The sequence below is a fragment of the Nioella sp. MMSF_3534 genome (assembly GCF_030732985.1).
In the GTDB taxonomy this organism is placed as follows: domain Bacteria; phylum Pseudomonadota; class Alphaproteobacteria; order Rhodobacterales; family Rhodobacteraceae; genus Nioella.
On sequence record NZ_JASHJX010000052.1, the window covers coordinates 1 to 25,073 of the forward strand.

General features: G+C 63.9%; 18 protein-coding genes and 1 other RNA gene. 12 read left to right on the plus strand and 7 right to left on the minus strand.

The genetic code is table 11. The features are described from left to right. Positions 1 to 1,061: 1,061 nt before the first annotated feature. Complete coding sequence (locus tag RBB16_RS17710) at positions 1,062 to 2,762, plus strand: Hint domain-containing protein (protein ID WP_306047410.1); 1,701 nt, start codon at positions 1,062 to 1,064, stop codon at positions 2,760 to 2,762. Positions 2,763 to 2,854: 92 nt separating this feature from the next. On the opposite strand, the gene RBB16_RS17715 is transcribed toward RBB16_RS17710, so the two are convergent. From RBB16_RS17715 to RBB16_RS17725, 3 genes are all read right to left on the minus strand, one after another. Continuing rightward, on the minus strand, positions 2,855 to 3,433 hold the full coding sequence (locus RBB16_RS17715) for a nucleotidyltransferase family protein (RefSeq protein WP_306047411.1): 579 nt from the start codon (positions 3,431 to 3,433) through the stop codon (positions 2,855 to 2,857). Next, positions 3,430 to 5,838, minus strand: coding sequence for an FAD-dependent oxidoreductase (locus tag RBB16_RS17720; RefSeq protein WP_306047412.1), 2,409 nt, complete (start codon positions 5,836 to 5,838; stop codon positions 3,430 to 3,432). The genes RBB16_RS17715 and RBB16_RS17720 overlap by 4 nt, the downstream gene beginning before the upstream one ends. A gap of 191 nt (positions 5,839 to 6,029) precedes the next feature. Further along, positions 6,030 to 7,340: an HlyC/CorC family transporter gene (locus RBB16_RS17725; protein ID WP_306047413.1), complete on the minus strand. Its 1,311-nt coding sequence runs from the start codon at positions 7,338 to 7,340 to the stop codon at positions 6,030 to 6,032. 914 nt (positions 7,341 to 8,254) lie between these two features. Here RBB16_RS17725 and RBB16_RS17730 point away from each other — a divergent pair. Next, on the plus strand, positions 8,255 to 8,941 hold the full coding sequence (locus RBB16_RS17730; RefSeq protein WP_306047414.1) for a sugar transferase: 687 nt from the start codon (positions 8,255 to 8,257) through the stop codon (positions 8,939 to 8,941). Here the strand turns inward: RBB16_RS17730 and RBB16_RS17735 are convergent. After that, positions 8,895 to 10,100, minus strand: coding sequence for a glycosyltransferase family 4 protein (locus RBB16_RS17735; RefSeq protein ID WP_306047415.1), 1,206 nt, complete (start codon positions 10,098 to 10,100; stop codon positions 8,895 to 8,897). The two genes, RBB16_RS17730 and RBB16_RS17735, sit on opposite strands and share 47 nt — an antisense overlap. A 141-nt stretch (positions 10,101 to 10,241) precedes the next feature. Between RBB16_RS17735 and RBB16_RS17740 the strand changes: the two genes are divergently transcribed. From RBB16_RS17740 to RBB16_RS17750, 3 genes are read left to right on the plus strand one after another with little or no spacing between them, the layout of a single operon-like run. Beyond that, positions 10,242 to 11,624, plus strand: a complete 1,383-nt coding sequence (locus tag RBB16_RS17740; RefSeq protein ID WP_306047416.1) for a hypothetical protein — start codon at positions 10,242 to 10,244, stop codon at positions 11,622 to 11,624. An 8-nt stretch (positions 11,625 to 11,632) separates the two neighbouring features. Then, positions 11,633 to 12,952 carry a glycosyltransferase family 4 protein gene (locus tag RBB16_RS17745; RefSeq protein ID WP_306047417.1) on the plus strand — a complete coding sequence of 440 codons (1,320 nt, stop codon included), beginning with the start codon at positions 11,633 to 11,635 and terminating at the stop codon, positions 12,950 to 12,952. Next, positions 12,939 to 15,716, plus strand: coding sequence for a calcium-binding protein (locus tag RBB16_RS17750; RefSeq protein WP_306047418.1), 2,778 nt, complete (start codon positions 12,939 to 12,941; stop codon positions 15,714 to 15,716). The genes RBB16_RS17745 and RBB16_RS17750 overlap by 14 nt, the downstream gene beginning before the upstream one ends. Before the next feature lie 12 nt (positions 15,717 to 15,728). Here the strand turns inward: RBB16_RS17750 and epsE are convergent, their stop codons facing one another. Continuing rightward, a complete protein-coding gene (epsE, locus tag RBB16_RS17755) occupies positions 15,729 to 16,928 on the minus strand; it encodes an exopolysaccharide biosynthesis GT4 family glycosyltransferase EpsE (RefSeq protein ID WP_306047419.1) in 1,200 nt (399 codons plus the stop codon). Positions 16,929 to 17,005: 77 nt separating this feature from the next. Here epsE and RBB16_RS17760 point away from each other — a divergent pair, with 77 nt between their 5' ends. Next, on the plus strand, positions 17,006 to 17,827 hold the full coding sequence (locus RBB16_RS17760) for a glycosyltransferase (protein WP_306047420.1): 822 nt from the start codon (positions 17,006 to 17,008) through the stop codon (positions 17,825 to 17,827). Continuing rightward, positions 17,824 to 19,194: an oligosaccharide flippase family protein gene (locus RBB16_RS17765; RefSeq protein WP_306047421.1), complete on the plus strand. Its 1,371-nt coding sequence runs from the start codon at positions 17,824 to 17,826 to the stop codon at positions 19,192 to 19,194. Before RBB16_RS17760 ends, RBB16_RS17765 begins: the two co-directional genes overlap by 4 nt. A gap of 218 nt (positions 19,195 to 19,412) precedes the next feature. Here RBB16_RS17765 and ssrA read toward each other — a convergent pair. Beyond that, positions 19,413 to 19,765, minus strand: a transfer-messenger RNA (tmRNA) gene (gene ssrA, locus RBB16_RS17770). A gap of 87 nt (positions 19,766 to 19,852) precedes the next feature. On the opposite strand from ssrA, the gene RBB16_RS17775 reads away from it, so the two are divergent. Next, the gene (locus RBB16_RS17775) at positions 19,853 to 20,503 is read left to right on the plus strand and encodes an LCCL domain-containing protein (protein ID WP_306047422.1); all 651 of its coding nucleotides are present in this window, start codon (positions 19,853 to 19,855) and stop codon (positions 20,501 to 20,503) included. On the opposite strand, the gene RBB16_RS17780 is transcribed toward RBB16_RS17775, so the two are convergent. Then, on the minus strand, positions 20,500 to 21,237 hold the full coding sequence (locus RBB16_RS17780; protein ID WP_306047423.1) for a FadR/GntR family transcriptional regulator: 738 nt from the start codon (positions 21,235 to 21,237) through the stop codon (positions 20,500 to 20,502). The two genes, RBB16_RS17775 and RBB16_RS17780, sit on opposite strands and share 4 nt — an antisense overlap. A 109-nt stretch (positions 21,238 to 21,346) precedes the next feature. Between RBB16_RS17780 and RBB16_RS17785 the strand changes: the two genes are divergently transcribed. From RBB16_RS17785 to acuI, 4 genes are all read left to right on the plus strand, one after another. After that, positions 21,347 to 22,084: a DUF2182 domain-containing protein gene (locus RBB16_RS17785; protein ID WP_306047424.1), complete on the plus strand. Its 738-nt coding sequence runs from the start codon at positions 21,347 to 21,349 to the stop codon at positions 22,082 to 22,084. A gap of 16 nt (positions 22,085 to 22,100) precedes the next feature. Then, the gene (locus RBB16_RS17790) at positions 22,101 to 22,736 is read left to right on the plus strand and encodes a DUF1326 domain-containing protein (RefSeq protein WP_306047425.1); all 636 of its coding nucleotides are present in this window, start codon (positions 22,101 to 22,103) and stop codon (positions 22,734 to 22,736) included. A gap of 89 nt (positions 22,737 to 22,825) precedes the next feature. Next, entirely contained in the window at positions 22,826 to 23,929 is a 1,104-nt protein-coding gene (locus tag RBB16_RS17795; protein WP_071689695.1) for a dimethylsulfoniopropionate demethylase, read from the plus strand. A gap of 52 nt (positions 23,930 to 23,981) precedes the next feature. Next, positions 23,982 to 24,974: an acryloyl-CoA reductase gene (gene acuI, locus RBB16_RS17800; protein ID WP_306047426.1), complete on the plus strand. Its 993-nt coding sequence runs from the start codon at positions 23,982 to 23,984 to the stop codon at positions 24,972 to 24,974. Positions 24,975 to 25,073 lie beyond the last annotated feature (99 nt).

The window sequence follows — 25,073 nt, forward strand, 5'->3', positions numbered from 1 at the left end:
GGGGTGGGGTGCGGTTGTGGCATCCAGGTGCTCCGCTTGTTTGTTGCTGCCTGAAACCAAGGATGCCAGTGAAATGAGGCAGATTTGGGGCGCATATGGCAAGCGCGGTGCCAGCATCTGTGGCGGAACTGGGGCGGCGCGGGCGTCGGATCACGGTTTCCTTAATCGAACACTTTAGGCGGTCATCGGCCTTGAAAGGATTGAGTATTCCGATGCGAAGAAAGTGATTCGCATTGAATTGGTTCCGCATTGGAACCAAAGCCGGGGTTTGACGCGGGATTGGAAATGTGTCAGCCGGAGCGCAATGCTGCCCAAATTCCGCCATGGTTAACACTGCGTTTCCATCTTTGCGCCAATGCACTGTTTATGAAATAGAAACGTTGTAGGCTTGAGGGGTAGCGATTGTGGCCGCCAGCCATCCGACAGAGGCCCTGCATGACTCCGTCGAAATCCAATAACAACAACTGCTTCTATCAGGTTCGCCAAAATTGGGAGATGTCAGTGGCTGTTTCCACCCCGGCGACAAACGGCCCAGTTCGGAGAGCCGCGTTAACCACGAAATTGCCCTATTTCGATCAAAGCCGACGCTCTCTTGCCATGTTTCAAACAATTTTCGCTTTCTTGGATCGGCCCGCTCGGGCTATGACTGGGTCAGCCCAACTGGGGGGCGATGTCTGAAGGCCACGGGGGCGGCCGCACGATACCAGCCGGTTCAAACAGATCGGCAGGTGGCATGTGAGCCGCAACGTTTTGCGGAACAGTATGAGGGAACTGCCCTGCCAGGCAGGCCCCTGCCGCGCGCCCCTTGGCCGTCGGCCCATCTGCTTCGGTCCCGGCCTTCGTGCGCCCGCCCACACATTCTTCATACATCGCAAACCGGTTGGAACGTGTTCGACACCGATCGTCAGGGGATGTGCGATGTTCTTGGTTTCCTTGGTCTTTAACCTGACCGTCCATGCGCTGAAGCAGCAGTCTTCGTCTTTCGTTGTCATTGAAAATTCAGTGGTTCGCCGCGAGGCCGCGCAAGTTGCGCGTTCGGGCAGGGCGTAAAGGAGACGACAATGGCTGGTGAAATAGTGAATCCGAATAGTGTAGACGGCGTCGTCGACGGCACTCCGGGGGATGACAACATCAACCTGGCTTACACTGGCGATCCCGAAGGCGACATGATCGACGCCGGGGATGCCATTCTCGATGGGGCTGCGCCCGATGACGATGTTGTGCTCGCCGGTGAAGGCAATGACACCGTCCATGCCGGTGTCGGGGACGACATCATCTGGGGCAATGATGGCGACGATTACCTCGATGGCGAAGGCGGAGACGACACCATCAAGGGCGAAGGCGGCAATGACACGCTCATCGGTGGCGACGGCAACGACCACCTGATCGGTGGCGATGGAAACGCGTCCGTCGATGGGGGTGATGGCGACGATCTGATCGACACCCGACTGGATAGCAACCTGCCGCTGCCCGACCGCGGCTATCCTGGCCTGTTCCCAGGCGATGGCGACCCCTTTGATGCGAGAGATACCATCGACGGTGGTGCGGGCAATGACACGATCTTTGCCGGTGACGATGCCGACAGCATCACCGGCGGCGCTGGCCATGACCAGATCGACGGCGGCTTTGACGATGACACCATCGACGCGGGCGAAGGCGATGACCTGATCGTCGGCGGTGAAGGCTCTGACACGATCCTGGGCGATGGTGGCAATGACACGATCTATGGCGGGCTTGGCCCCGGCTTCCCGGATGAGCTCAACATCACCGATGACGGCTCGGACGGCAATCCGATCGGCCCCGACGCGGTGACCGACAATGGCCGCGATTACATCGAAGCCGGTGACGGCAACGACGTGGTCTATGGCCAGGACGATGACGACACGATCTATGGCGGTGCCGGCAACGACACGCTGGATGGCGGCATCGACGAAGACGAAATCTACGGCGGTGCCGACCGGGACGTGATCCTTGGCGGCAATGCTGGCGACTACGTGGACGGTGGGGGCACCGGCGACGATTACGACACGCTCGACCTGACGGGTTCCGGCCCGCTGCGCGTCGTGCTCGACGCCGACAATTCTGAAAACGGCACGGTGACCTTTTACGATGGCAACGGCTTCGCGCCCGAGAACATCACCGGCACCATGCGCTTCGAGGAGATTGAGAACGTCGTGCCCTGCTTTACCCCCGGATCCCGCATTGCAACCCCCCGTGGCGAGGTGGCCGTCGAGGCCCTGAAGCCCGGGGACAAGATCATCACCCGCGACAACGGCATTCAGGAAATCCGCTGGATCGGATCGCGTACCCTGAACCATGCCGAACTGCGCCGTGCGCCCAACCTGCGCCCGGTTCTGATCAAGGCCGGGTCGCTTGGCAACGGTCTGCCGGAACGCGATATGCTGGTCAGCCCGCAGCACCGCATGCTGGTCGGCAATGACCGCACGCAGCTCTATTTCGAGGAAAGCGAAGTGCTGGTCGCGGCCAAGCATCTGATCGACCACAAGGGCATTCGCTACATGGATACGATCCGCACCACCTATATCCACTTCATGTTCGACCGGCACGAGGTGGTTCTGGCAGACGGCGCCTGGACCGAAAGCTTCCAGCCCGGCGACCAGACCCTTGGTGGCATGGGCGCGGAGCAGCGGGACGAGATCTACACGCTCTTCCCCGAACTTCAGCAGCCCGCCGGGATCGACAGCTATGCCGCCGCCCGCAAGGTTCTGAAAGGCCACGAGGCGCGCCTGATCACTCGTTAACGACAGAATGCAGCAGGGACACAGGGGGAGAGGGGGCAGATCCTCTCCCCGGACCCGGACTGGGGCGGTGCAGCTTTGCGCCGCCCCTTTTTCTATTGGGCTTTGCGCCACGCTGCCCAGTCCTCGGGCGTGTCCAGGTCGATCAGCGCGCGTTGGCCTTGCAGGGGCACCAGATGCACCCGTGCCGCATGCTGTTTCAGCAGCCCACGCGCGCCCTTGTCGCCTTTGATCTTCTGAAGCTCCGGCAGCAGGCTGGCGGGGAAGAGCACCGGGTTTCCGGGCGTTCCATTCTCATCGGCTGCACGCAGGATGGCATTGGGGGCCTGCGCTGAAAGCGTCAGCAGCAGATGCAGGTCATGGGCGGTGACTTCGGGCATGTCGGCCAGCATCACGAGCACCGGGCCGGACAGCCCCGCAACCCCGGCCGCCAGCGACTGCGACTGGTCGCAGCCCGCGGGCAGGGTCACGATTTCGCAGTCGATCCCGGCAAGTGCCTCTGCCCGCGCGGCGTTCCCTTCGGGCAAGGTCACGCGCAACGCCCCGGCCTTGGCCGCGCGCCGCGCCATGACGGTCAGAAGCGGTTCGCCCCCCACCTCCTCCAGCAGCTTGTCGGCCCCCCGCATGCGCGACGATGCCCCGGCTGCCAGCAGCAGGATCACCGCATCGCTCATCCCCGCATCCGCGCGCCGTCGGCGTCGAAGAGCATCTCCGTCACCAGCCGCGCCTTGTGCATGTTGCCGAGGATCTCGATCTCGACCTCCAGCCCCTCGACGGCGCGTTCGGTCGGGACGAAGCCGAAGGCCACGGATTTGCCCGCGTAATGCGAATAGCCGCCCGAGGTGCAGAACCCCTGCACGCTGCCATCTAGCCAGATCGGTTCATAGGCGACCACATCGGCATCCCCGGCCTCGACAATGAAGGTGCAAAGCCTGCGCGCAGGGCCCTCCGCGCGCTCCGTCTCGGCGGCTTCCTTGCCGATGAAATCCTTGTCCCACTTGATGAACCGGTCCATCCCGGTTTCGCCGGGCATGTAATCGGGCGAAAACTCCCGCATCCAGGACCCGAAGAACCGGTCGAGCCGGAGGCTCATCATCGCCCGCATCCCGAAGGGCTTGAGGCCGAAATCCTGTCCTGCGTTCCACAAGAGCTGCCACAGGGCCCGCTGTTCCATGGCATCGACATAGATTTCATAACCCAGATCGCCGGTGTAGCTGACCCGCTGAACCGTGGCCTCCATCATGCCGACCGACAGCCGCTTCACGTCGAGAAAGCGGAAGGCGGCGTTCGACACATCCGCCCGCGTCACCTTCGCCAGCAGGTCGCGCGCGCGTGGCCCCGCGATCTGGAAGCCGGTGGAGCGGTCCGAGATATTCTCAACCCGCACATCGCCCGCAAGCTGCCCCTCGAACCAGCGCATATGGAAATCCTGCGCGCCATAGCTCGCCGTCAGGCGGAACTCCGTCTCCGACAGGCAGGCCACGGTGAAATCCCCGATGAGCCGCCCGGACGGGGCCAGCATCGGCGTCAGGCTGATCCGCCCCGGTTTCGGAATGCGCCCCGCCATGACCCGGTCGAGCCAGCCGCGCGCATCCGCCCCCGTCACGCGGTACTTGCCGAAATTCTGCACCTCGTTGATACCCACGGCCCCACGCACGGCCTGCACCTCGCGCGCCGTCGCTTCGAACGCGTTCGAGCGGCGGAACGAGGGCGTCTCGTAACGCGGCTCATCGCCTTCGGCGAAGTAATTGGGCACCTCCAGCCCGTATTGTTGCCCCCAGACCGCGCCCATCTGGTCGAAGATGTCGTACATTGGCGTCGTGCGGAAGGGGCGCGCGGCGGGCAGTTCCTCGTTCGGGTAGCTTACGGAAAAGCGGTTCTGATAGTTCTCGATGACCTTGGGCAGGGTGTAACCGGGCGTGATCCAGCGCCCGAAGCGGGCCACGTCCATGGCGAAGACATCGCGCTCCGGCTCGCCCTCGACCATCCATTGCGCCAGCGTCAGGCCGACCCCGCCGCCTTGGGAAAAGCCCGCCATCACACCGCAGGCCGACCAGTAGTTGCGCAACCCCGGCACCGGACCCACCAGCGGGTTGCCATCGGGCGCGAAGGTGAAGGGCCCGTGAATGACCGTCTTCACCCCGGCGCGTTCAAGGATCGGATAGCGGCGATAGGCGAAGGCAATCGAGTCCTCGATCTTGTCATAGTCATCGGGCAGCAACTCGTGCCCGAACTCCCATGGCGTGCCGCCCACGGCCCAGGGCTTGCAGGGCTGTTCGTAGAACCCGATGCAAAGCCCGCGCCCTTCCTGTCGCAGATAGCTTTCGCCGCCCGGATCCATCACATGCGGATGCTCCACCTCGCGCTCGTAGATCTCGGGCAGGTCGTCCGTCACCAGGTACTGATGCTCCATCGGATGAAGCGGCAGGTAGCATCCCGCCATCGCGCCCACCTCCCGCGCCCAAAGCCCGCCGGCATTGACCACGTGTTCGGCATGGATTGTGCCCTTGTCGGTCACCACATCCCACGTGCCATCGGCCCGCTGGTTCGTCTCGCGCACCATGCAATGGGTTTCGATTACCGCGCCCCCCATGCGCGCGGCCTTGGCGTAGGCGTGGGTGGTGCCGGACGGGTCCAGATGCCCGTCGAGCGGATCGTAAAGCCCGCCCAACACGCCCTCGACATTGGTGATCGGCGCGATCGCCTTGATCTCCTCGGGGCCGAGGATCTCCGTCTCCAGCCCCATGAAGCGGTGCTTGGCGCGTTCGGCCTTCAGCATGTCGAAGCGTTCGGGCGTGTCGGCCAGCGTCACGCCCCCCACATGGTGCAGACCGCAGGACATGCCGGTCAGGGCCTCCAGCTCGCGGTAAAGCCGGATCGTGTAGCCCTGCAGCGCGGCCATGTTCGTGTCGCCGTTCAGCGTATGAAACCCGCCCGCCGCGTGCCAGGTGGAGCCGCTCGTCAGTTCCGAGCGCTCCACCAGCATCACGTCCGACCAGCCGAGCTTGGTCAGGTGATAGAGCACCGAACAGCCCACAACCCCGCCCCCGATCACGCATACCCTGGTGCTTGTTTTCATCGTTGTCGCTCCCTGCAATTCTGGTGGAAGTCAGCCTTCTGCCGCCACCGCCCGCAAGTCCAAAAGCGACAGGCTTCTTCATCTTGGCAAAAATACCTAGGAGGGTGCCATTGGATACGCCATTGGTGCAAGCCCAATGACGACGGGGCAGCGCCCCCCGGCCGGTAGACGCGTGGTACGCGCGGTGCCCCCTAAAGCAACTTGCGTACCCGCAGCTGCGTCAGCCGGTTCTGCTGGCGCTCGGCCACTTCGAAGCGGAAGCCGTGAAAGCTGAAAACCTGCCCCTCTTCCGGGATCATCTGCGCCTCGTGGATGACCAGACCTGCTACGGTGTTGGCCTCTTCATCCGGCAGATTCCAGTCGGTCGCCCGGTTCAGGTCGCGGATCGTCATGCCGCCTTCGATCAGGTAGCTGCCATCCGGGCCGGGCGTCAGGTTCACCACTTCTTCCACGTCGAACTCGTCGGTGATCTCGCCGACGATCTCTTCCAGAATATCCTCCAGCGTGATCAGTCCCTGTAGCGCGCCATATTCATCCACGACGAGCGCAAAATGGGTGTGGCGCCGCAGGAACTGGCGCATCTGGTCATCCAGCGTGGTGGTTTCCGGTACGAAATAGGGCTTCATCGCCACGTCGGTGACGGAAAACGCCGCCAGCCCCGCCTCGGAGGCATCCGGCCCGCGCACCAGCCGGTCCATGGCCCGCAGCACGTCTTTTGCGTGGACAAGGCCGATGATGTTTTCGGGGTCGCCGCGATAGACGGGCAGGCGGGTATAGGGGGAATGCAGAAGCTGGCTGAGGATGGTTTCCCCATCCGCGTCGGCGTCGATCATCTCGATATTGGAGCGATGCAGCATGATCTCCTCGACCGTGCGGTCGCCCAGGTCGAGCGCGCCAAGCAGCCGGTCGCGATGTTCCTTTTCCACCACGCCCTCGGAATGGCCAAGCGTGATCGCGCCTGCGATTTCCTCATGGGCGGACAGCACCTTGCTGTCGGGGTCGGCCTGCACGCCGAACATCCGCAGCATCCCGCGCACCAGCACCTGAACCGTCGCGACCACGGGCGAGAAGACAAGGATCACGACCTTGATGACCGGGCTGACCGCCGAGGCGGCTTTTTCGGCATTGGTGATGGCATAGGTCTTGGGCAGAACCTCGGCGAAGACCAGCACCAGCAAGGTCATCACCAGCGTCGCCAGCGCCACGCCGCTTTCCCCGAAGGCACGAGTGAACAGCGAGGTGGCCAGCGAAGCAGCCAGGATGTTGACCAGGTTGTTGCCAAGCAGGACCGATCCGATCAGCCGTTCGCTGTCTTCGGTGAGATGCAGCGCGCGTTCCGCCGCCTTTGACCCGCGATCGGCCTGCGAGCGCAGCTTGCCGCGGGATGCCGCGGTCAGAGCGGTTTCCGAGCCGGAGAAGAAGGCGGATAGCAGAAGAAGAGCGAGGATGGCGCCTGCCGTCAGATAGAAGGATGCGTCAAGAGTGGGCTCAAGCTCGGGCATGATGTCTCCGGTTCAGGGTGTCTGTGGCAGGTTATGGGCATGGTCGCCGCCCGTATCAAGGACAAGGCGGAAATCGTGGCGGGAATGAGGCGCGGCGGCAGCGGCATACGACCCGGCGGAAAGCTGGGGTTTTTGACGGAAATCCCGAGGAAAAGCCGGGTTTTCCGGTGCGCTAGCGTTCGACCCGCGAATCAGATTGTGGCGAAATACGGCGTAATCAGGGACAAAGAGGCGCGGATTGCGCCATTGTTTCGCCACATTGTGCAACCTTAAGGAGAGTTGCGTTAACCATGAAAACTATTTGTCCTGCTTTCAGCGTCTTGATGCCGGAAACAAGCCATGGTTTTGCCACCTATTGACGCTTTCGAGCGGAAGATCCCCGGCGCTCGATACTTGAATGCGTCTGTTTCCGCTCCGAAAGACAAACCTGACCAAATGGACAGGGCAACTTGCGAAATACAACCTATAAGTGTTCAATCACTCGATCACTGTTTCCAGAGCTGGGACAATGATGGCGCGGCGGCATTGGGAATCCTGATGCGATCACTGATATTGAAGGATTTTTTCCCCAGGCCGTTGCCACAATTATGCCCAATTTGGCCATGCACGCATAGGTAGAAATGGGCAAAATGAAATTGACGAAATTATGCCACAAATGCCAATTTACGGCTGTGCGAAAGCGCTGGTCGGCCATGACTTGACGGTGCTGCATCGCCGGACTGCCACCCGGTTTGCAGCATCAAAAGGTGGGGATGGACTGATCGCGACCCGGGGGGGGCCGGTTACTCATCTGCGCCTTTCCGCACCCAAAACCTGAATGACTTTCTAAACCGCGCCAGAAGTCGCTGGCGGGGCAGGGAAGCGCTGTCTGTCGCGATCGGAAACGGTCGCCCCCCTTTAGGAGGGTGTTGTCGATGTATGAGCGTTTCGGCCTTTACAGCCAGGATGAGGCACCGCATGCGGTGGCGCCGATCCGGTTTATCCAAACCCGGTCAGTCTATCGGCAGCACGCCAAGCGCGTTCTGGACATCGCCATCGTTCTGCTTGCAGCCCTGCCTGCGGCCCTGATCGTTCTGGTCTCGGCCCTGGTTCTCATCCTGCGTGAGGGCGGCTCGCCGTTCTATCGGCAGGAACGCATCGGCATGAATGGCCGCGTCTTCGGCATGTGGAAACTGCGGACCATGGTCATGGGCGCGGATCAGGTGCTGGAAGGCTACCTGTCGGAAAATCCCGAGGCCCGCGCCGAATGGGACCGCCACCAGAAGCTGAAGAACGACCCCCGGATCACCCGGTTTGGCCAGTTCCTGCGCCGCACGTCGCTGGATGAGCTGCCGCAGCTGTGGAACGTGCTGACCGGTGACATGTCGATCGTTGGCCCGCGTCCGATGATGCGCAACCAACGCGCGCTGTATCCGGGTACGGAATACTATGTCATGCGCCCCGGCATCACCGGCTACTGGCAAACTTCCAGCCGCAATGAAAGCAGCTTTCACGAGCGTGCGGGCTATGATCAGGCCTATTACCGCACCCTGTCGCTGCGGACCGATCTGGCGATCATTGGCCGGACATTCGGGGTGGTGCTGCGCGGGACCGGGCACTGACCGCATCCCGCAGCAGACCCGCCACGGCGCGGCCCCAGCTATCCCAGTTCAGCCTCTCCTCGTAGACCTGCCTTGCGCTGACACGCAGGGCAGCATGACGCTCGGGGGTGTCCATGTAGCCCTGGATAACCTGCGCGAAATCCTCGGGTCCGGCAGCGGGCGGCAGGGCATCGCCGTTTAAACCATTCCAGACAGGAATGCCCCCGACATCGAGGCAGAGCGACGGCAGGCCGTAGGCCGATGCCTCGCAGAAGGCGAAGCCATAGGATTCCATCGACGGCATCAACAGGAAATGGGCGCGGCGAAAGCAATCATGAAAGATCCGAAGATCCTCCGGTTTGGACTTGTCCAGGTAGGGGTGGACGGTCAGCCCGTCCCGGCCGATCTCGGGCGGCGGCGTGCAGCCGATCACGGTCAGCCGGGCATCGACGCCCCGGTCGCGCAAGGCTGCGACAGTTGCCGCCGTTGTCCAGCCTCCCTTCGCGGTCCAGTCGCGCCCGACAAGAAGGATATCGACCGGCCCGCCCTGCGTCAGGGCGGCGGTGCTGGCCGTGCCGGGATCGGGCACATTGGCCCCCCAGGACACGGTCAGCGAACGGTCGGGGGGCAGGCCATAGCGCGCATTCACGGCACCTGTCAGCCAGTCCGACGGCCAAAGCGCAAGGTCGAGCCCGCGAAACGTGCGCCGCTCGGCGGCTTCGATCAGAGGGTCCATCACGCGCGCCGGGGAAAACCACGATCCGAAGCTCTGCCCCACAGCGGATTGCTTGTAGGTCGTCGGCGTCGCGTCCGAGCTGTAGGCCGTGACCATCGGGTAGGGCGGGCGCAGGCGGTGCAGCGAGTGGAAGGAATAGGCGCCGAACAGCACGTCGAAGCGATCTGTCGCCAGAACCTTGCGCACCCGCCGGGAAATGAGGCGGGACAGCATCAGGTGCAGCCGCCACCGGGCGCGGATGCTGAAGGCCTCGGGCGCGGCCAGAACGGCGCGGCGCAGGGGCTCTGCCAACCCCCAGTCCTGCGGCAGAACGGTGACCTCGCCAGCATGGGTTTCAAGGGCCGCAAGCATACGCGCATTGCCGCCCGAATAGAGCGTCGGATCGCGGGGATCGAAATCGCACAGATAGGCGATTTTCAGCCGTCTGTCGCTGCCCGAACTCATTCCAATGCCCTTTGCCCTCAATCTGCCAGCGGGGCATATTTCTGCCCCAAGTTCCGGGTATACCCCGTGTTGAACCCCCATCTAGAGGGGAATCCGGGCATTAACATGACGATGAGCTACAAAGGTTAACAGAATACAGGCATGCCGAACGCGCTCGCATCTCTTGCGCTGGTGATCTACCCAGTGGTCGTGGTCTGGCTGTTCGTCAGGCTGCCCAGAGGGCGTGCGCTGCTGGCCTCGCTGATCCTGGGCTACCTGTTCCTGCCCCCCGAACCGGCAGGGTTCGACTTTCCGCTGATGCCGCCCTTGACCAAGCAGACCATTCCGGGGCTGGCGGCGCTGTTTACCTGTCTGGTCATGTTCCGGGGCGAGCTGCGCTTCCTGCCGGAAAACAACACCGCCCGTGCCCTGGTGCTGCTGTTCATCTTCAGCCCCTTCGGCACTGTTCTGACCAATATGGACCCGGTCTATTTCGACAGTTTCACCCTGCCGCCCCTGCGCATCCGCGAGGCCGTGGCCCAATGCATCAACCAGGCGCTGCTGATCTCGCCCCTGCTTTTGGCGCGCGATTTCCTGCGCAGCGATGAAGACATCCGCGATCTGCTCTGGGCGATGCTGCTGGCGGGGCTGGTCTATTCGCTGCCGATGCTGCTGGAGGTGCGGCTCAGCCCGCAGCTCAATATCTGGATCTACGGCTATTTCCAGCATTCCTTCGAACAGATGATCCGGGGCGATGGCTTCCGTCCCATCGTGTTCCTCTACCATGGGCTTTGGGCGGCTTTCCTTGCGCTGACGGCGCTCTTGTCGGCCATCACCATCGCGCGCAGCGACCGCAGCCGCCGGGCGCTGCTATGGTGGGCGGCGGCGGCCTATCTGGGCCTCGTGCTGATCCTGTGCAAATCCATGGCCTCGATCCTCTATGCCGCGGCCTTCGCCCCGGTTCTGCTGTTCCTTGGCAGCCGGATGCAGTTTCGCGTGGCCATGTTGCTGGCCTGTCTCGTGTTGGCATATCCCGCCCTCAAGAGCTTTCATCTCATCCCCGAGGCCGACATTCTGGAACTGGCCGAAAGCGTCGACGAGGACCGCGCCAATTCCCTGCGCTTCCGGCTGGACAATGAAAACATCCTGATCGACAGGGCCATGGAGAGACCCGTCTTCGGCTGGGGCACATGGGGGCGCAACCAGATCTACGATGGCGCGACAGGTGAAATCCTGACCACCACCGATGGCCGCTGGATCATCACCATCGGGGTCTATGGATGGGCCGGGTTCCTTGCCGAATTCGGGTTGCTGACCCTGCCGATCTTCCTCGTCTGGTGGCGCGTGGCCGCGATCGGCCGCGAGGTTCCGCCATGGGTGGGCGGCGCGGTGCTGATCCTGGCGATCAACGTGATCGACATGATCCCCAATGCGACGCTGACCCCGATGAGCTTTCTCTTTGCCGGGGCCTTGCTGGGATATTCCGAACAGGTGCAGACCGCTCGGCGGCGCAAGGTCCTGACGCCCTTGCGAACGGTATTGTAGGTGCGCCCATGACCCAGCATCCCCCCCGCATCCTGATCATTGCCGAGGCCGCCAATCCCGAATGGGTCAGCGTGCCGCTGATCGGCTGGTCGCTATCGCGTGCCTTGGCGGATGTGGCCGATGTGCATCTGGTCACGCAGGTCAGAAACCGCGAGGCGATCCTGCGGGCGGGTCTGGTGGAGGGCCGGGACTTCACCGCCATCGATTCCGAGGCCTTCGCGCGCCCGCTCTGGGCCATCGGCGAGAAGCTGAGGGGCGGCGGCGGCAAGGGCTGGACGACGCTGCAACTGATCAACGCACTGTCCTATCCGCATTTCGAACGGCTTGTATGGCGTCAGTTCGAGGCGGATATACGGGCGGGGCGCTATGATATCGTCCACCGGATCACGCCGCTCTCGCCCACCATCTCCAGCCCGCTGGCCGCGAAATGCGCCCGCGCGGGCGTGCCTTTCGTGCTGGGGCCCCTGAATGGCGGTGTGCCATGGCCGAAGGAATTCGATGCCGAACGGCGGCAGGAAAAGGAATGGCTGAGCTACGTTCGCGGGGCCTACAAGGCGCTGCCGGGGCGCAGGCGGGCGTTGAAACATGCGGCGGCGATCATCGCAGGATCGCGCCATACCGAAGGCGAGATCCCTTCCGCGATGCGGAAAAAGACCTTCTACATCCCCGAAAACGCCATCGACCCCGCGCGCTTTGCCAAGCGGGCTGACCCCGGTAAGGACGGGCCGCTTCGCGCCTGTTTCATCGGGCGGATGGTGCCCTACAAGGGCCCCGATATGCTGTTGGAGGCCGCAAGCCCGCTGTTGCGCGATGGACGGTTGCGGCTCGACATGGTGGGTGATGGCCCGATGCTGCCGGGGCTGAAGGCTCAGGCAGAGGCGCTTGGCGTGTCGGACGCGGTGACCTTCCATGGCTGGATGGAACACGGCGCGGTTCAGGACGTTCTGTCAGGCTCCGACCTCATGGCCTTCCCCTCGATCCGAGAATTCGGCGGCGGCGTGGTGCTGGAGGCGATGGCCCTTGGCGTGCCGTCCCTGATCGTGGACTATGCGGGACCGGCGGAACTGCTGACGGAGGGCACCGGATGGAAGGTGCCCTTGGGGGCGCGCGCCACGATTGTCGCGGGCTTCCGGGCGGAACTGGAGCGGCTGGAACAGGATCGCCCCGCTTTGGCCAAGGCTGGTCGCGCAGGGTTGGGTCGGGTAGCGTCCCGGTTTACATGGGACAGGAAAGCCGACCAGATTTCAGAGGTTTACAAATGGATATTGGGGGAACGGAATGACCGGCCGGAACCGATGGCGGACAGGCAGAACCATGCGGCTGAATAGGTTGACCGCTGCGCTGGCCCTGTGCCTGCTGGCGGCGCTGCCCGCCCATGCGCAGCAACAGGATATCCGCGCCTTCATCTACGGCAACTCGCTGATCAACCATGTCTCGGGCAGCGATGAGACGACAATGCCCCATTGGCTGTCGGTGCTGGCGCAGGCGGGCGGGCACGGGTTTGCCGCAGACGGGGCCTTTGGCGCGCCCTTGCAGTTCGCCGACCAATTGCCGCCAGAGCCCAACTGGTCCTTCCAGAACGTACCCTCGATTTGGGATTCCGAGCGCTTCGCCTTCCGGCGTGCGAATTTCAACACGATCATCCTCAGCAATGCCAATTTCATTCAGGCCAACCCGCCCGATGCCCCCTATGAATGGGACAATCCACAAGGCTACAGCCCGCTTTCGGCCACGTTGCGCGTCTTCGACTGGACCGAGTTTCAGGCGCGCGGTGCGCGGTTCTTCATCTACGAAGGCTGGTCCGATCTCGCCCTGATCTCCAACCGCTTCCCGCCACGCCCGCGCGCCCTGCGGCGGTATCATGCGTATAACCGGGGGGAGTATCACGACTGGTATGTCGACTATGTGGACATGATCCGCGAGGCGCGCCCGGAACTGGATGTGACGCTGATCCCCGTCGCGTCGATCCTTGCAGAGATGTTCAGCGAAGGGCCGCTCGATGATCTGGAGGCCACCGATCTCTATCTCGATGACGCACCGCATGGCACTCCAACACTGTATTTCCTAGCAGCCCTGGTAACTTACGCGGCGATCTTCAACGAAGAACCACCGGTTCTGAGCGACTTGCCCGACAGCATCCATGCGCAGGTCCGGGATGGCTACACCGATATCGCGGGCTTCATCTGGGCGCGTGCACAAGGCAGCGCGTTGGAAGACCATGCGGGGCTGACGCCGGAAACCGGCCTGACCGATCCGGCGCTTGCCATGGGGCTGACAGGGCTGTCGGATTGGTCAACGCAACTGCCCTTCATCAATCTGATGCATTCGGCCCGGCCCTGGGTCGGGCATCTGGAGGGGCAATGGGGCGGGATCGACGCAAGCGAGCTGGAGCTGTCGAACCATCTGACGCCTGAAGGCTGGCCGCTTGGTCTGCCAGAGGGCGTGGTTGCGCTGGAAAGCTTCATCCTGACCGATCTGTCGCCGGAGGCCACCAGCGCCGCCGGGCGCTACCGTGTGACATGGGCCGGGCGCGGAACCTTCCGGCTTGGCGGGCGGGTGGAAAATGTGGAGATGGGCGATCACGAGGCGTGGTTCGACTTCACCCCCGGCGAAGGGCCTGTTGCCCTGCGCATCGAGGCCACCAATGCCGCCGACCCGATCCGCGATATCGTGGTGCTGCGCGAGGATCACATCCCTCTGCATGAACTGGGGGAGCTGTTCAATCCCGACTGGATCAGCCGCATCCGTGACCTGCGCAGCATCCGGTTCATGGACTGGATGGACACCAACGCCTCGCCACAGGTGATCTGGACCGACCGCCCGCGCCTGTCCGATTACACCTGGGTGCGCCGGGGCGTGCCGGTCGAGGTGATGGTGAGGCTGGCCAACCAGATCGGTGCCGACCCGTGGTTCACGCTACCCCATATGGCCGACGACCGCTACGTGCGCGCCTTTGCCTCTTATGTGGAGGAACGGCTGGCCCCCGATCTGCGCGTCTACGCGGAATGGTCGAACGAGGTCTGGAACTTCCTGTTCTCGCAGGCCCATTGGGCGGCGGATATGGCGGCACTCAGGTGGGACGGGGCCGAGGGCGATGCCTGGATGCAGTTCGCCGGGCTGCGCGCCGCTGAGGTGGCCGATATCTGGGCCGAGGTGTTCGACGGGCAGGAAGATCGGCTGATCCGTGTGATCGCCACGCAGACCTCGCGGCCGGGATTGGAGGTGCCCCTGCTGGAGGCCCCGCTGGCACAGGAAGAGGGCCGGGCCGCACCCCATGAAAGCTTCGACGCCTATGCGGTTGCGGGTTATTTCGGCACCGAGCTTGGCAGCGATGAGCGTGTCGAAGAGGTGCTGAGCTGGATCGAACGCGAAGATGGCTTCGATCTTGCGGCAGAGGCCCTGCGGGATGGCAGCCTTGGGGAGCTGGTCGATACCTGGTTGCCCTATCATGCCGAGGTGGCCGCCGATCACGGGCTGTCCATGGTCATGTATGAGGGCGGAACCCATGTAGTTGGGTTAGGTGAAAATGTCTGGAACGAGGATCTTACCGGCTTCCTGATCGACTTTAACTATTCGCCGCAAATGGCTGAACTCTATGCGGAACTTCTGATAGGCTGGCGGGATAGCGGCGGTACATTGTTCAACGCCTTCGTCGATGTCAGTGCGGCCAGCCAATGGGGAAGCTGGGGCGCGCTGCGGCATCTGGATGACAGTACGGCCCGGTGGGCCACACTGATGGCCTATAACGCTACGGCGGGCGGATGGGAGCCTCGCAGCGACAGGGCTTTTGCCCATGGGGTGTACCGATGGGGCAGCGCCGGGGGCGACGATCTGCATGGCACGGAAGAACGCGATGTGTTCTTGGCGGGCGATGGCAATGACCGTCTGTACCTTGGTCCCGGTGATCGCGCCCATGGCGGTGGCGGGCACGATCTGGCGATACTGCCCGGTCTGGCCGCCGACTATGCGCTGGTCGAAGAGGAGGGCCGCGTCATCCTGAACGGTCCCGATGGCCCGGTGTGGCTGGTGGATGTGGAGGTCGCGGAATTCACCGAGGAACCGGGCCTGTTCTACGCGGTGGAGGGCAGCTGAGCCGTGACCAGCCTAGCCCCAGACCCCCTCGATCAGCATTTCGGCCCCACGACCGGAGTGGAAGCCTTCCACGATCCGTGCGCGCCCGGCCACGGAAAGCTGCGCGCAGCGGTCCGGGTCATCGGCAAGCGCGGCAATGGCCGCCGCCAGCGCCTCGGGGCTTTTGGGCGGCACCAGCACCGCGTCCACCCCGTCGCGGATCAGTTCCGGCACGCCGCCCGCATTGGTGCCGATGGTGGGGGTGCCGCAGCTCATCGCCTCCATCAGCGCCACGCCAAGCGGTTCGTGCCAGCTTGCCAGCACGAAAAGATGCGCCGCGCGGATTTCGTCGCGCACCCGGCCCGCATCGACCGCGCCAAGCAGGCGGACATGCTCAGCCAAACCAAGTTCCGCAATCCGCGCCTCCAGCACCTTGCGATAGCCCGAGCCGCCATCATCGTCCTGCCCGGCGATATGGAGCTGCACGTCACGCCCCCGATCGCGCAGCAGCCGCACCGCCGCCATCAGATCCTGATGGCCCTTCACGATATTGAGCCGCCCGCAGGAAAACAGCCGCAGCGGTTCCCCATCGGAGACGGGCCTGTAGGGGCCGGTCGGAGCCAGCACATCGGTATCCACGCCCATGGGCTGGATGAAGAGCCTTTCGGGAAGGTCCTCGGGCATCTCCGCCAGCATTTCGGCCTTCAGCTTCTCGGTGATGATCGAGGCGAAATCGGCGTGCCGCCACTTGAAGCGCTGGCCGGGGCCGTAGTCGCTGAGCGGCCCATGCAGCGACAGCGAATAGCGCGGCCCGACCATGCGGCGCGCAATCGCGGCGATCAATGCCGCGCGCCCGCAGGAATGCACATGGACATGGGCAATGCCACGCGCCCGACAATGGCGTATCAGGCGCTGTGCGGCAGGGATCGAGACGGCGATATCCTTGACCATCGCCTTGCCTTCGGCGCGGGCCTCCGTCAGCAGCTCGCCATAAGGCAGGCGGGGCAGGGCAGAGAGCCCCGCAAGAACATCCGCCTTGCCCAGATAGGTCGTGCGCGCCATGGCCTGTTCGGACCAGTCATGCGCCACCAGACCGGCAGGCGGCAGGCGGGTGGACAGGAGATCCACGATGACGCCACGCTTTTCCAGCTCCGCGATTTCGCGCCAGAAGAAGATATGCGTCTGGCCCGGAAATTGCGGAACCAGATAGCCGATGTGTCGCGTTTCGGTCATGACCTGTCTTGCCCGTCTCTGCCCGCGCCCAACCTGCGGAAAAACGGCTGGAAGGTCAAAGGCAAAAGGGGGTGGTCATGATCTCGGTCATCATCCCGGCCCATAACGAGGCATCCTTGATCGGCGACTGCCTGCGGGCGCTTTTGGCGTCCGACCCGCTGGCGGTGCCGGTGGATGTGATCGTGGTGGCCAATGGCTGCACCGATGACACCGTCAGGATTGCAGAAGGCTTTGCCGACCAGGCCCGCGCGAAAGGTTGGGGGTTCGAGGTGCTGGACCTGCCGGGCCTTGGCAAGCCGAGGGCGCTGAACGCCGGGGATGCGGCCGCCGCCTATCCGGCGCGGGCCTATCTGGATGCGGATGTGACGGTCAGTCCCGGTTTGATGGCCACGCTTTGGCGCACGCTGGACCGGGCTGCACCGGCCTATGCCTCCGGCCGCGTGCGGATCACCGGGCAGGGTGCCACGGCGCGGCGCTACGCGCGCTTCTGGTCGAGCGTTCCCTTCATGGCACGCGGGGTGCCCGGTTGCGGACTCTTTGCCGTGAACGGGCCGGGGCGGGCGAGGTGGGGGGTGTTTCCGCCGATCATCTCGGATGACACCTATGTGCGCCTGCTCTTCGCGCCCGAAGAGAGGCATCTTGCGGATGCGCCCTATGATTGGCCGATTGCCGAGGGGTTCCGGGCTTTGATCAAGGTTCGCAAACGGCAGGATGTGGGCGTGCAAGAAATCGCACGGCTCTATCCCGAAAGCCTTGCCAATGACGACAAGCAGACGCTCGGCTTGCGGGGCAAGATGGTGCTTGCACTTCGCGATCCGTTAGGGTTCCTGACCTATGCAGGTGTTGCGCTGGCGGTGAGGTTGTCTCCCGCCCCAAGGGACTGGAGCCGGGGCAGATGATCGGGGCGATCCGGAGTTTCTATCAGGGACAGGGGCTGATGCAGCGCGCCATGCGCAGCGCCGGGCTGAACCTCTTTGGCTTTGGTTTCTCCCAGTTTCTCAGGCTGGCGTCCAACCTTATCCTGACGCGGCTGCTGTTTCCCGAGGCGTTCGGGGTCATGGCCATGGTGTCGGTCTTCCTGATGGGGCTGGCGATGTTTTCCGATGTCGGTGTCGGCCCGGCGATCATGCAGTCGAAACGCGGCGACGACCGGGATTTCCTGAACACCGCCTGGACGATCCAGATCATCCGGGGCGTCAGCCTGTGGCTGGTGGCCTGCGCGCTGACCTGGCCCATGGCGGTCTATTTCGGGGAGCCCGACCTGATCTACTACCTGCCCGTGGCCGCGCTGACCCAGCTGGTTCTGGGCTTCACCCCGACCCGGCACGAGACCGCGAACCGGCATCTGCGGGCCGGGCGGGTGACGGTGCTGGACATGGGCACGCAGGTGATCGGCGTGCTTGTGGCAATCGGGCTGGCCTGGGCGATGCAATCGGTCTGGGCACTGGTCATCTCCGGCGTGATCTCGGCCATCGCGCAGGTGCTGCTCTTTGACCTGTTCCTGCCCGGCGAGCGCAACCGCCTGAGATGGGAAAGCGCCGCCGCGCAGGAGCTGATCCATTTCGGCAAATGGGTGTTTCTGAGCACCATCGCGGGCTTTGCCATCGGGCAGGCCGACAAGGTGGTGATCGGTGGCTGGCTGTCGACCCATGATTTCGGGATCTACAATATCGGCTTCTTCTGGGCCTCTTTCCCGTTCCTCATGGGCTCGGTCGTGGTGCGCAAGGTGATGATCCCCATCTACCGTGAAAGCCCTCCAGGCGAGAGCCGCGAGAACTTCCTGCGCCTGCGCCGGATGCGAATGCTGGCGACGGCAGGCATGATCGCGATGGTCATGGTGCCTGCCTTCCTGGGGCACTGGCTGATCGGGTTCCTCTACGACCCGCGTTATATCGCGGCGGGGGGCATGGTGGTGCTGATCTCGGTCATCCAGATCCCCGCCATCATTGGCGTGACCTATGATCAGGCGGCCCTGGCGGCGGGGGATTCGAAGCGGTTCTTCGTGCTGGCGGCGACGCGGGCGGTCTTCGTGATCGTCGGCATGGTCGCGGGGATCACGCTTTATGGCCTGCCCGGAGCATTGGCGGGGCAGGGGCTGGCGATGCTGGCGGCACATCCGGTGGTGGGCTGGCTCGCATCGCGCAGCCGCGCCTGGGATCCGCTGCATGACGCGATCTACTATGTGATCGGGTTCGGGCTCGGGGGGGTGGCCCTGTGGTGGAACTGGCCGCTGATCGAGACCTTGGGCGCAATGCAACCGGGCTGAGGCCTGGCGGGGGAAGCGGTTTCGAAACCGCTTATAACGGGCTTTCGAAAGCCCGTTCGGTCGCTCCGATCACACCGGGTGCAGCCGCGGGCATGGGCTGGCACGTCGCCGCAACGTCTTGAGCGGTCCGCCTTCAACAGGCGCTGCAACGCGGTTTCGAAACCGCGTCCCACGGGCTTTCGAAAGCCCGTTTTGCCGGTCGCCTTGATAGAGAGGAAAGTGCAGGCTTCTGTTGCCAGGTGCCTGCGGACCCCGCCTTACGCGGCTAGGCGCAAGGGCTTAGTTTCGGCGACCCGAACTGCTTACGCAGCCAGAGCCATTGCCGGAGCACGATTGTCGTTTGCAATTGTACTGTTTTCGCCGGTAACGGTGGCAGACAGCCGAGACAAAGCAAAACCCCTTTAGACGTTCGTCGATCCTGTTTCGGCCCCATGATCCCCAAACGAAGGATATTGGTGGAGCCGCCGGGTACCGCCCCCGGGTCCGATCCGCTTATTACGAGCGCGTTTATGTCCATAGTCCCCGAGGGGACGCCCCCAAGATAGGTCTTCCGGGCAAGCGGTTCAACGGCAATCGTCACCAAAACGCTTGATCGGTGCCGAAAGCTGGAGAAGACTGGATCGCATTCAGACGACCATTTCTCAGGGAGGAAAGCCATATGACAATCACATCTCGAAAGGCGGGCCTCGCGGCTGCTGCCGCTGCGGGCCTTTTGGCCATGGCAGGCACCGCATCCGCGCAAAACGCCCCGTGCCCCACCAATGCCATGGGCATCAACAGCCCCACCACATGTTCCTGCGCCTCTGGCGGTGGAACCGGGGCGGTCTGGGGCACCAATGTCTACACCGCCGACAGCAATGTCTGTGTCGCCGCTGCCCATGCGGGTGTGATCGGCGCGAATGGCGGGCAGATACTGGTGACGCCCGGTGGCGGATATCAAAGCTATCCCGGCTCCACCCAGAACGGCATCACCACGAGTACCTGGGGCTCCTACGACCGCAGCTTCACCATCACGCTGGTGTCGATGGAGATGCCCGCCTGCGGGGCCATGCCGGCAGGGGCGGAGATCCATGAATGCAGCTGCCCCGCAGCGCCCTATACCGGGTCGGCCTGGGGCTCTGGTCCGTACACCAATGACAGCAACATCTGTGTTGCCGCGCTCCACTCTGGCGTGATCAGCGCTGCGGGCGGCACCGTCACCGTGCTCGCATCCCCGGGGCTGCAAAGCTATCGCGGCTCGGAATGGAACGGGGCCACGACCATGGATTACGGCCCCTGGAGCGGCTCGATCAGCTTCGACCGGAACTAAACGGTCTCCCGGTTTGCCCGCTTGGCCATGACCGAGCGGGCAAGCTCGACCGTATAGCGTTCCAGCTGGCTGAGGCCTTCGCAGGCCTCAGACCCTTCGCCCGCCTCAATCGCGTCAGCAATGCGCGTATGCAACGCGACAATCGCCTCGCGAGAGCGCGCGGTGAAGGTGATCATGTTCATCAGGGGCTGCATCGCCTCGACTGCGCCGGCCAGCTGATAGGACAGCACCGGGTTATCGGCCCCATCCACAAGCGCCCGGTGAAAGGCCACGTCAGAGGCGCAGAAGGCCTCATCCGTCAGGCCCGGCTGCTGCTGGCGGAAGATCTCGGCGCGCATGGTGGCGAGGTGATCGGCGGTGCGGCGCTCTGCCGACAGCGGCGCACAAGAGCGTTCCAGCGCATAGCGCGCCTCGCAGGCGGTATCGAAACTGACGCTGTTCATCGACAGAAGAAGGGTCGAGGTCGTGATCTGCTGGCCATAGGCATCGAGGTAGGAGAGCCGGTTCACGAAGGCCCCGCCGAAGGCCCCGCGCTGCGTGCGAATGAGCGATTGCGCGGCCAGACGTTTCAGCGCCTCTCGCACGGTCGAGCGCGAGACATCGAACTGCTCGGCCAGTTCGGCCTCTGACGGCAGGCGTTCATCGACGATCAGGTCGCCCGCAATGATGGAATCGCGGATGGCCTTGGCGATCTGCGCTGACAGGTCGGCGCTGCTCTTGGGGTCGATTTTCACGTAGCGTCACTTTCGAGAATTCATTTGTCAGACATTTAAAAGTCTGACATTTAAAACGCAAGACCTGAGTCGGGGAGGACCAGCCTTGTTTGCAACACGGATCAGAGCGATGCGGGGGCCGCACTGGCTGGCGCTCTTTGCCTTGATCCTTGCGGCATGGGCGGCGCTTTATGCCATGTCGATCCCGGCAGAGCTGCGCGCGGCGGGACGGGCCTATGGCACGGGCTTCTGGGCCGATCTGTGCAACCTGACCCCCGACGCGGCGGGATTCGCGCGGATGGCGCTGATGTGGGCGCTGATGTCGGCGGCAATGATGGCGCCCACGGCGCTGCCCGCCTTCGCCACCTATGAGGATCTGTCCCACAGCGGCGCCGAGACCCGGTTTTCGGCGCTTGTGGGCGGGTACCTCGTCATCTGGCTGGGGTTTTCGGTCATGGCTGCCGCAACACAGCTTGTGCTGTTCAGGGCTGGCCTGCTGGACCCGTTCGGCTCCAGCGCCTCGGCGACGCTGTCTGCGGGTATCCTTGCCATGGCCGGGGCCTACCAGTTCACGCCCCTGAAGGACGCCTGCCTGTCCAAATGCCGGGCGCCGATGACCTTCTTCATGCAGCATTATGACGAAGGGCCGTTTCGCAACGGTTTGCGTCTCGGGGCGGTCTGCCTTGGCTGCTGTTGGGCGCTGATGATGCTCGCCTTCGTGGGCGGCGTCATGAACATCGCCTTCATGGGGCTCGCGACCCTGCTGATGGCACTGGAAAAACTGCCCGATATCGGGCGCTGGCTGACACGGCCCCTTGGGGTCGCGCTGCTGGCGGGCGCGGTTTTCGTCGCGCTGAATGGAATCTGAAAGAGGAGTAAGTCACATGGCACTCGACGGCGACATCGGCACCGTCCCCTGGGCAATCAAGGGCGAGCTGATCCTGAACTGCAACTGTACGGTCTTTTGTCCTTGCGTGATTTCGCTGGGCAAACATCCCCCGACCGAAGGCCATTGCCAGACCTGGGGCGGTGTGCGGATCGACAGCGGCAGCTATGGCGATATCGACCTGAGCGGTCTCAATATCGGCCTGATGATCGAGATCCCCGGCATGATGGGGCGCGGCAACTGGAAGGTGGCCCTGTTCATCGACGACCGGTCCACCGAGGATCAGTATGACGCGCTGGTCGCGATCTTCTCGGGTGCAGCCAAGGGCACCACGGGCCTGTTCCAGATCCTCGTGGGCGAGATCCTCGGCCACGAGCGTCAGCCGGTCACGTATGAGACCGAGGGCAAGACACGCCACATCACGGTTGGCCGCAAGATCCAGGGTGTCGTGACCCCTGTTTCCGGCAATGACCCCGACAGCGATCTGGTCGTCACCAACACCCAGTACTGGATGGGTCCCGACATCACCGTGGCCTCTGCCTCCAAGGGCAAACTGCGCGCCTATGGCCGGGTCTGGGATTTCGACGGGCGTTCGGCCGAGATCTGCCAGATCGACTGGAAAGGTCCGCGCTAAGACGCTGATCTGAATGACGTTCCTTGGGGGCTTCCTGCAGGAGGCCCCCGTAGGGCTTTCCCCACCCACCCTTGTTGGAGTCTGCCGTCATGGCTCTGATTTCCCTATCCCGCCGCCTGCGCCGCACCCCCTTTTCCGAGGGAGTCGAAGCCGCTGGCGTCAAAGGTTACACGGTTTATAACCGCATGCTGTTGCCCACGGTCTTCCGCTCGGTGGTTGAAGACTATCACCATCTGAAACAGGCCGTTCAGGTCTGGGACGTGGCCTGCGAACGCCAGGTGGAACTGCGCGGCCCCGATGCGGGCCGCCTGATGCAGATGCTGACCCCGCGCGACCTGCGGGGCATGCTGCCCGGCCAGTGCTACTACGTGCCGATCGTCGATGAGACGGGCGGCATGCTGAACGACCCCGTCGCGGTGAAGCTGGCCGAGGACCGCTGGTGGATCTCCATCGCCGACAGCGACCTGCTGCTGTGGGTCAAGGGCATCGCCTATGGCTACCGGCTGGATGTGCTGGTCGATGAACCCGATGTCTCACCGCTCGCGGTGCAGGGGCCCAAGGCCGATGAGCTGATGGCGCGGGTCTTCGGCGACGCGGTCCGCGATATCCGTTTCTTCCGCTTCGGGCATTTCGACTTCCAGGGGCGCAACCTCGTGATCGCGCGCTCGGGCTATTCCAAGCAGGGCGGGTTCGAGATCTATGTGGAAGGCTCGGATATCGGCATGCCGCTTTGGAACGCGCTGATGGAGGCGGGCAAGGATCTGGATGTGCATGCGGGCTGTCCCAACCTGATCGAGCGGATCGAGAGCGGGTTGCTGTCCTACGGCAATGACATGACCGACGACAACACCCCCCATGAATGCGGGCTTGGCCGCTTCTGCAACACCGCGACGGCCATTGGCTGCGTCGGGCGTGACGCGCTGTTGCGGGTGTCCAAGGAAGGCCCGGTTCAGCAGATCCGCCCTGTCGAGATCCACGGGGACGCGGTGCCGCCCTGCGACCGGCAGTGGCCCGTGGTGGTCGGCGACAAGCATGTGGGCAATATCAGCTCGGCGGTCTGGTCGCCCGATTTCAACACCAACGTGTCGATCGGCATGATCCGCATGACCCATTGGGACGCCTTTACCGAGGTCGATGTCGTCACCCCCGAGGGCGTGCGCGCGGCAACCGTGTACGAGGCGTTCTGGAACTGATAGTCACGTGGTCGCCTTTCCGGGCGGCCCTTCGCAAAGAAAAGGAATCGAGATGTTCAACGCATTGGTCGTGAGAAAAGACGAAGAGAGCGGCAAGACCTCGGCCGCGGTGGAGCAGATCGGTCTGGACGATCTGCCCGAGGGCAATGTCACCGTGGCCGTGGATTATTCCACCGTGAACTACAAGGACGGGCTGTGCATCGGGCCGGGCGGCGGTCTTGTCCGCAAGTATCCGCATGTTCCGGGGATCGACTTCGCCGGCACCGTCGAGGCATCGGATGATGCGCGCTATGCGCCCGGCGACAAGGTCGTGCTGACCGGCTGGCGCGTCGGCGAGGCGCATTGGGGCGGATACAGCCAGAAGGCGCGGGTCAATGCCGACTGGCTTGTGCCGCTGCCCGAGGGGATGACATCGCGTCAGGCGATGGCTGTCGGCACCGCCGGGTTCACCGCGATGCTGGCGGTCATGGCGCTGGAAGATCACGGGCTGACCCCGGACAAGGGCGAAGTGCTGGTCACGGGTGCCGCCGGTGGCGTCGGGTCCGTCGCGACCGCGATCCTGGCCAATCTGGGCTATGACGTGGCCGGTGTCACCGGTCGGCCCGAGCAGGAGGACTACCTCAAGGGACTCGGCGCCAAGCGCATCGTGGCACGTGAAGAGATCAACGAAACCGTCAAGCGCCCGCTGGAATCGGAAACCTGGGCAGGCTGCGTCGACGCCGTGGGCGGGCCAATGCTGGCACGGGTTCTGGGCCAGATGAAATACGGCGGCTCGGTGTCCGCCGTGGGTCTGGCTGGCGGGGCCGGGCTGCCCGCGACGGTCATCCCGTTCCTGCTGCGCGGTGTGAACCTGCTGGGGATCGACAGTGTCATGCAGCCCTATGACAACCGGCTTCGCGCATGGAAGCGGATCGCGAGCGATCTGCCGATGGACAAGCTGGAGGCCATGGTGCACCCGGCGGTGCTGGCCGATCTGCCCGATCTGGGCCGTGCGATCCTCAAGGGTGGCGTGCGTGGGCGTGTGGTCGTCGACGTGAACGCCTGAATGACCGGGTTTCGCCGCCTGCCGGCGTCGACCCGGGGGGGGGGGGGGGGGGGGGGGGGGGGGGGGGGGGGGGGGGGGGGGGGGGGGGGGGGGGGGGGG

Excerpts from the sequence above, each read along its gene's own strand:
- RBB16_RS17710 (WP_306047410.1), top strand. The coding sequence starts at position 1,062 with ATGGCTGGTGAAATAGTGAATCCGAATAGTGTAGACGGCGTCGTCGAC.
- RBB16_RS17715 (WP_306047411.1), bottom strand. The coding sequence starts at position 3,433 with ATGAGCGATGCGGTGATCCTGCTGCTGGCAGCCGGGGCATCGTCGCGC.
- RBB16_RS17720 (WP_306047412.1), bottom strand. The coding sequence starts at position 5,838 with ATGAAAACAAGCACCAGGGTATGCGTGATCGGGGGCGGGGTTGTGGGC.
- RBB16_RS17725 (WP_306047413.1), bottom strand. The coding sequence starts at position 7,340 with ATGCCCGAGCTTGAGCCCACTCTTGACGCATCCTTCTATCTGACGGCA.
- RBB16_RS17730 (WP_306047414.1), top strand. The coding sequence starts at position 8,255 with ATGTATGAGCGTTTCGGCCTTTACAGCCAGGATGAGGCACCGCATGCG.
- RBB16_RS17735 (WP_306047415.1), bottom strand. The coding sequence starts at position 10,100 with ATGAGTTCGGGCAGCGACAGACGGCTGAAAATCGCCTATCTGTGCGAT.
- RBB16_RS17740 (WP_306047416.1), top strand. The coding sequence starts at position 10,242 with ATGCCGAACGCGCTCGCATCTCTTGCGCTGGTGATCTACCCAGTGGTC.
- RBB16_RS17745 (WP_306047417.1), top strand. The coding sequence starts at position 11,633 with ATGACCCAGCATCCCCCCCGCATCCTGATCATTGCCGAGGCCGCCAAT.
- RBB16_RS17750 (WP_306047418.1), top strand. The coding sequence starts at position 12,939 with ATGCGGCTGAATAGGTTGACCGCTGCGCTGGCCCTGTGCCTGCTGGCG.
- epsE (WP_306047419.1), bottom strand. The coding sequence starts at position 16,928 with ATGACCGAAACGCGACACATCGGCTATCTGGTTCCGCAATTTCCGGGC.
- RBB16_RS17760 (WP_306047420.1), top strand. The coding sequence starts at position 17,006 with ATGATCTCGGTCATCATCCCGGCCCATAACGAGGCATCCTTGATCGGC.
- RBB16_RS17765 (WP_306047421.1), top strand. The coding sequence starts at position 17,824 with ATGATCGGGGCGATCCGGAGTTTCTATCAGGGACAGGGGCTGATGCAG.
- RBB16_RS17775 (WP_306047422.1), top strand. The coding sequence starts at position 19,853 with ATGACAATCACATCTCGAAAGGCGGGCCTCGCGGCTGCTGCCGCTGCG.
- RBB16_RS17785 (WP_306047424.1), top strand. The coding sequence starts at position 21,347 with ATGCGGGGGCCGCACTGGCTGGCGCTCTTTGCCTTGATCCTTGCGGCA.
- RBB16_RS17790 (WP_306047425.1), top strand. The coding sequence starts at position 22,101 with ATGGCACTCGACGGCGACATCGGCACCGTCCCCTGGGCAATCAAGGGC.
- RBB16_RS17795 (WP_071689695.1), top strand. The coding sequence starts at position 22,826 with ATGGCTCTGATTTCCCTATCCCGCCGCCTGCGCCGCACCCCCTTTTCC.
- acuI (WP_306047426.1), top strand. The coding sequence starts at position 23,982 with ATGTTCAACGCATTGGTCGTGAGAAAAGACGAAGAGAGCGGCAAGACC.